Source organism: Agrobacterium sp. ST15.16.055 (assembly GCF_027956555.1).
GTDB lineage: Bacteria > Pseudomonadota > Alphaproteobacteria > Rhizobiales > Rhizobiaceae > Agrobacterium > Agrobacterium salinitolerans.
The window spans coordinates 96,986-103,350 of the sequence record NZ_JAQKGN010000017.1 but is presented as its reverse complement, the minus strand read 5'-3'; the positions used below and the strand labels follow the sequence as shown (position 1 = coordinate 103,350).

The window sequence follows — 6,365 nt, the reverse complement described above, 5'->3', positions numbered from 1 at the left end:
CCTTCAGCATCAAAATCTGCCCGCAATGAAATTCCTGTTCGCATCCGACACCTCCGCTTTGCACCAGAGATTCAGATTCATCGACTTTTGAAAGGCAAAAGGAGTCACGATCAGTGAGGAGCCGTATCAATGGGCCAGAGCTTACTTCAAAATGGATTATTTCAACGGGGCAAGGTCAGCCGACCTTAATGTTGAGTTTCGAACGACGAGCTCTCCCCGGAGAGTGACCGTCTTTAAATCCGAGTGCCCCTTGACCATACTCAGAATTGCATCAATCATTTCGTCGCGCGGTTGCTCATAGGTGGTAATGCCATATCCGAACGAACCGGATAGCTCGTAGTTGTCGAAGCCCACTATCGCAATGTCTTCAGGCACTTGAAGGTGGAATCGCGCCCTGATTTCATCCATGGCGCCCATCGCCAGAATGTCGTTTTCGCACATCAGGACATCGATGCGATCGTCAGGAGACGCCTCACTCAAGTACTTCCTCACCGAGGCGGCGCCAGCGTCCAGGCTGTATTTTTCCGCGCTCATGTGGACAATGTCCTGGATACCTTTTTCCGCCCAAAACTCCGTGAAATAGTGACTTCTTTTTAAAGCTGTAGACAAAGCCGTAGCACCACTCATGAAGCCTGGGCGCTTATATCCCCCCGCATGAAGGTGGTCTACGATTTCCTTGAGGGCCAGTTCCGCGTCGCAGACAACAGCGGGAACGCCGTCGATCTGACTGTCGCGTGCAAGCACGAACATAGGCGGCATGCCTTGCCCCTGCTGCAGGTCTGTCAGAGTTTCGTCACGAAACGCTGTACCAAAGAGAATGATGGCATCGACCTGACGCTGGTCCGCGTGGAGAAGGGCGTTTACATGGTCAAAGTGACTGTTGATATTGATCAGCATCACCACCAGGCCGGCCGCCTGGAGCTTCTCGGTGAGCGCCTCAAGGAAGGGGAGCTTCTGCGGGTTGGAAAAGTCATCCACGAAGACGGCGATCTGTCCCGTCGAGTTGGTTGCGAGGCTTCGTGCAAGGAGGTTCGGCGTATAGTTCAAAGCTGCAGCAGTTTCCAGTACCTTCCGCTTGCTTTCGTCAGTAATAGAGGCGCCCGGTGTGAAAGCGCGTATTACGGTCCACTTCGAGACTCCCGCCGCATCCGCTACCTGTTTTGCCGTTGCTCTCTTGCGCATGAACTCTCCGGTAATGGAACATAAATTCCATTTTTCTGATCCAGTGAAATGAATGCTTGCTTTTAACGCATTGTGACGTAACATGCACCTGCTTGCACCCGGTAGCAAACAAATTTGCACCCGGTAGCATTCGAATTTGTCATCCAGAGGAGTGGGTGACATTGAGGAGGAAAAAATGAAATCCATTTGGAAGAATGTCGCTTCTGCGGCTATTGCTGTGTCACTGGCTGCAGCGGGGTCGATAGGCGTCAGAGCCGATGAACAGCCCAGCATCATTGCTGTCACTCATGGGCAAGCGTCCGACCCCTTCTGGTCGATCGTGAAAAACGGTATGATGCAGGCCGGCAAGGACATCAATGCCAAGGTTGACTATCGTGCACCGGAGACCTTCGACATGGTCGCGATGGCTCAGCTCATTGAAGCTGCAGTCAATCAGAACCCGGCGGGTATTGTAATTTCCAATCCCGATCCGGATGCGCTGGGCCCGGCGATTGCCAAGGCTATTGCGGCCGGTATCCCCGTCATTTCCATGAACTCCGGCATTGCCGCAACGGAAAAGCTGGGCATCAGGCTCCATGTTGGCCAGGACGAACTTACCGCAGGCGTGAAGGTCGGCGAAAAACTGAAGTCGCTCGGCAAGAAGCACGTCCTTTGCGTAAACCAGGAGGTCGGAAATGCCGCTCTTGACCAGCGTTGCGCGGGGACGGCGAAGGGCTTCGAAGGTGGAAAGGTTACGGTCCTGCCGACGACAGCCGACCCGGCGGAAATTGAATCAAAGATTCAGGCTGCTTTAACCTCAGATCCTTCCGTCGATGTCGTACTTGGCCTGTCGGCACCCCTCGTTGGTGAGCGGGCGGTCGCTGTTGTCGAGAAGATGGGCAATGGTGACAAGGTCAAGGTCGCTTCTTTCGATCTTTCGGCGAATTTCCTGAAGGCTGTTTCGGAAGGCAAGGCACTGTTTGCCGTGGACCAGCAACCCTATCTCCAGGGATATCTGCCAGTCACATTCCTCGCGCTGAATGCAAGATATGGCACGATTCCTGCTGGAAACGTTGCCTCGGGTCCGAGCTTTGTCGAGAAGGATACCGCCGCTTCGGTGATTGAGAAATCCTCCCAGGGTATCCGCTGAGCGGGACCCATCTAGCAGCTCTCGCACCTCCGGCGGGAGCTGCCCTCATCGCCTGGCATCCGATCCGCGTGACGCGTGAACGGCAACCGATGGCGCACGTAGAAAACTTACATCTGAGGTATGCCCATGACGCTGGCCAACGAACAGAACGGGTCACCGACTCGATCCGACGAGCGCCTGAAAAAGGTTTCGACTTTGACCGCGCTCGCGCGACGTCCGGAACTCGGCGCCGTCGCAGGATTGGTGCTCGTTACGATATTCTTCATGCTCACCGCAAACCCAGCCATGTTCACACTTGCCGGTATTGTAAACTTCATGGCGCCAGCAGCCCAGCTCGGAATTCTTGCGGTTGGTGCGGCACTTCTAATGATCGGCGGCGAGTTCGATCTGTCCATCGGCTCGATGGTCGCATTCGCGGGGCTGGTTTTCGGCACGGCCCTTGTCGTCCTTAATCTCCCGCTCAGTGTCGCGATCCTGATCGCGCTTGCTTTTGCCGTGGTCATAGGTGTCACCAATGCCCAGCTCACCATGCGCACCGGGCTTCCATCGTTCATAGTGACGCTTGCGTTTCTCTTCATTCTTCGCGGCTTAACGCTCGTCGGCCTGAAGTGGGCGAGCGGCGGTTCAACCCAGCTTCGCGGGATGAGAGAGGCTGTTGCGGACAGTCCCCTTGCGCCGCTCTTTTCAGGCGATGCCTTCCCGGGTCTCTTCACATGGCTTGGCAATGCAGGAATTATCGAGACCTTCCCTAACGGAACGCCGAAAGTCCCGGGTATTCCGGTGGAAATCCTCTGGTTTGTGCTCATTGCACTCGTCGCGACATGGGTTCTGCTTCGCACACGATTTGGAAACTGGATCTTTGCATCGGGCGGTGACCCGAAGGCTGCCCGCAAGTCGGGTGTTCCTGTCGCCCGTGTAAAGACCACTCTATTTATCGTAACCGCGATGTGCGCCACTCTTGTCGCCATTCTAACTGTCCTCGACGCCGGTTCGACTGATGCCCGACGCGGTTTTCAGAAAGAATTCGAAGCAATTATCGCGGCCGTTATCGGCGGATGCCTTCTCACCGGCGGCTACGGTTCGGCGATCGGCGCATTTTTCGGTTCGATCGTCTTTGGTATGGTTTTGATCGGCCTCACCTACACGTCAATCGACCAGGATTGGTACCTCGTCTTCCTCGGCGGGATGCTGCTGACTGCAGTTATTTTCAACAACATCATTCGTAAGCGTGTGACGGGAGAACGCTGATGAGCACGACCCAGACACCACTCGTCGAGGTCAAGAACCTCGTCAAGCACTTCGGCTCGATTATCGCACTTAACGGCGTTTCGCTGAGTGTCCACGCAGGAGAGGTTCTGTGCCTTCTCGGAGATAACGGAGCCGGCAAATCAACCCTGATCAATACTCTTTCCGGCGTTCACAGGCCGACATCCGGCGACTTCCTCGTCGAGGGGAAACAATATCTCTTTACCGGGCCAAGAGATGCGCTCGATGCGGGGATCGCGACCGTTTACCAGGATCTGGCGATGATCCCGCTGATGTCTGTCACAAGAAACTTCTTCATGGGTCGCGAGCCATTGAAGGGCTTCGGTCCGTTCAAATACATGGACATGGAATTCGCGGATCGCGTTACCAGCGAAGAAATGAAGAGAATCGGCATCGATGTTCGTGAACCCGGACAGGCCGTCGGCACGCTCTCCGGTGGCGAACGTCAATGCGTGGCGATCGCACGCGCCGTGTATTTCGGGGCAAAAGTCCTCATTCTTGACGAACCGACATCTGCACTCGGTGTTGCGCAAACCTCGATGGTCCTGAAGTACATCGATCAGGTTCGTAGCAAAGGTCTGGGCGTCATTTTCATTACCCATAACGTCAGACACGCTTTTGCCGTCGGCAACCGTTTCACAGCTCTGAACAGGGGAAAGACGCTGGGGACATTTGCCAAGCATGAAATCGACCTCGATGGCCTGCAGAATCTGATGGCCGGCGGCAAGGAACTACAGTCGATCTCCGCGGAGCTGGGCGGCACCATCTGAAGACACTTGGAAACATCAATTTTGGCTCGGCGTATTCGCCGGGCCTCGGGACAGCCATATCCAAAATCCAGGAAACCACCCCAAATGAGCAATGCGAATAATACCCAGTTTCAGTTAGCCGCCTGCGCGGAGATGCTGTGGCGGGACAAGCCGATCGAATGGCGCGCCTCCCGATTGAAGGAGCAGGGATTTGGCGTCGGCCTCTGGAATTGGCCAGAGCACGACATCAACAAGCTCGAAGCCACCGGTGCAACCTTCACAATTATGAACGGTTATCTGACAGGCCGCCTCACCGATGATGAGGGCGCAGCCGAACTTTTGAGAACCGCACGCGAAACGGCTCAGATTGGCAAACGTCTTGGCGTTCAGCGCCTCAACCTTCACGGCACAGGCCTCGGGGATCGTGGACTGCCGGTTCAGCCTGTCGAGGTCGTCACGGGAACCATGTGGCTGAAGGCTCAGGAGACGCTATGCCGTATCGTTGACCTCGCGGAAGAAGAAAATGTGGTTTTCACACTGGAGAACCTGAACCTTCCCGTCGATCACCCCGGCGTGCCGTTCGGGCGCGCCGAAGACACGTTGGCGCTTGTATCCAGCATCGATCACCCGCGTCTGCGTTTGAACCTTGACCTCTACCACGCGCAGATCGGTGAGGGGAACCTGATCGAACTTTGCCGCAGGAGCCTGTCGTGGATCGGTGAGATTCAGGTGGCTGACGTACCCGGCCGATTTGAGCCGGGCACCGGCGAGGTGAATTGGAAGGGGATCGCAAAAGCCCTGAGCGATATGGGCTACTCCGGCCCGATCGGGATGGAAGCTTGGGCATCCGGAGATGCCGACGCCGCGCTCGCTGCCTTCCGCGAAGCCTTCACTCTCTGATTTCAAAAACAGGACTAAAAATCATGACCAAGGTCAAAACAGTCAACGTCGGACTTATCGGGGCAGGGCGCATCGGTTCATTCCATGGGGAGAGTGTCGCAAGAAGGCTCGTAGACGCGGAGCTTGTGGCCGTCGCTGATCCCGCTCCCGGGGCCGCCGCAAAACTTGCAGAGGCGCTGGGCGCCGACGCTTCTTATCCCGACGTCGCAGAAATGCTTTCTCACCCCGGTCTGGATGCGGTCATCATTGCCACACCTGCACGCTTTCACACCAATATCCTTGTGCAGGCGGCGGAGGCCGGTAAAGCGATCTTCTGCGAAAAACCGATGGCACTCACGCTTGAAGATGCGGATCGCGGCATTGCAGCCGCCAAGGCCGCGGGTGTTCCCCTGCAGGTCGGTTTTAATCGCCGTTGGGACCAGGCATTTTTTGAAGGCCGCGCAACGATCGACGCTGGAAAGATCGGTGCGGTTCAACTCATCCGGTCGCTGACACGCGATCCGGGTCCGTTCGGCGGTGATCCTGACAGGATTCCGGCGTGGACGATCTTCTATGAAACCCTTATACACGACTTCGACACATTGCTTTGGTTGAACCCCGGCGCAAAGCCTGTCGAAGTGTTTGCAATGGCAGATGCATTAGTTCGCCCGGATGCACGCGACAAGGGCTTCCTAGACACGGCGGTCGTCAATATCCGCTTTGACAACGGGTCTATTGCGGTTGCGGAAGCAAACTTCTCTGCAATGTACGGCTACGATATTCGCGGCGAAGTATTCGGCTCCGGCGGAATGGTCACGATGGGCGACGTACGACGTTCGAGCATGACGCTGTTCGACGCGACTGGCGTATCCAACGACACATGGCGGCGCGACACGGACCACTTCGTCCAAGCCTACACGGCGCAGCTTGCTTCTTTCGTTGAGGCGGCTCGTCGCGGTGTCGTTCAGAACGCACCCACGGGAGCTGATGCTCGCAACGCTCTGGCGATCGCCCTTGCTGCCATTGAATCCGTGTCGAGAAAACAGCCGGTTCCTGTGAGTTGAAGGCCTAGCTGACAGGGGCGCTGTCGGCCTCTGTCAGCACATATATGCTGGAAAAGTTCGTGACCAGAAGCCTGTTGGTGAGGCTAGGAGGATCAT

General features: G+C 56.2%; 6 protein-coding genes. 5 read left to right on the top strand and 1 reads right to left on the bottom strand.

Annotation, left to right across the window (positions count from 1 at the left end):
• Window positions 1-156: 156 nt before the first annotated feature.
• Window positions 157-1,182, bottom strand: a complete 1,026-nt coding sequence (locus tag PL599_RS20000; RefSeq protein WP_142914327.1) for a LacI family DNA-binding transcriptional regulator — start codon at window positions 1,180-1,182, stop codon at window positions 157-159.
• Between the two features lie 175 nt (window positions 1,183-1,357).
• Between PL599_RS20000 and PL599_RS19995 the strand changes: the two genes are divergently transcribed.
• The 5 genes from PL599_RS19995 to PL599_RS19975 all read left to right on the top strand — a co-directional run bounded on the left by PL599_RS19995 (window position 1,358) and on the right by PL599_RS19975 (window position 6,269).
• Window positions 1,358-2,311 (top strand): sugar ABC transporter substrate-binding protein, encoded by a 954-nt coding sequence (locus tag PL599_RS19995; protein WP_142914328.1) that lies wholly within the window; start codon window positions 1,358-1,360, stop codon window positions 2,309-2,311.
• Between the two features lie 126 nt (window positions 2,312-2,437).
• On the top strand, window positions 2,438-3,559 hold the full coding sequence (locus tag PL599_RS19990) for an ABC transporter permease (RefSeq protein WP_077984632.1): 1,122 nt from the start codon (window positions 2,438-2,440) through the stop codon (window positions 3,557-3,559).
• On the top strand, window positions 3,559-4,347 hold the full coding sequence (locus tag PL599_RS19985) for an ATP-binding cassette domain-containing protein (RefSeq protein WP_217003483.1): 789 nt from the start codon (window positions 3,559-3,561) through the stop codon (window positions 4,345-4,347). Before PL599_RS19990 ends, PL599_RS19985 begins: the two co-directional genes overlap by 1 nt.
• A gap of 84 nt (window positions 4,348-4,431) precedes the next feature.
• A complete protein-coding gene (locus PL599_RS19980) occupies window positions 4,432-5,226 on the top strand; it encodes a TIM barrel protein (RefSeq protein ID WP_269824960.1) in 795 nt (264 codons plus the stop codon).
• 23 nt (window positions 5,227-5,249) lie between these two features.
• Window positions 5,250-6,269, top strand: coding sequence for a Gfo/Idh/MocA family oxidoreductase (locus tag PL599_RS19975; protein WP_269824910.1), 1,020 nt, complete (start codon window positions 5,250-5,252; stop codon window positions 6,267-6,269).
• Window positions 6,270-6,365 lie beyond the last annotated feature (96 nt).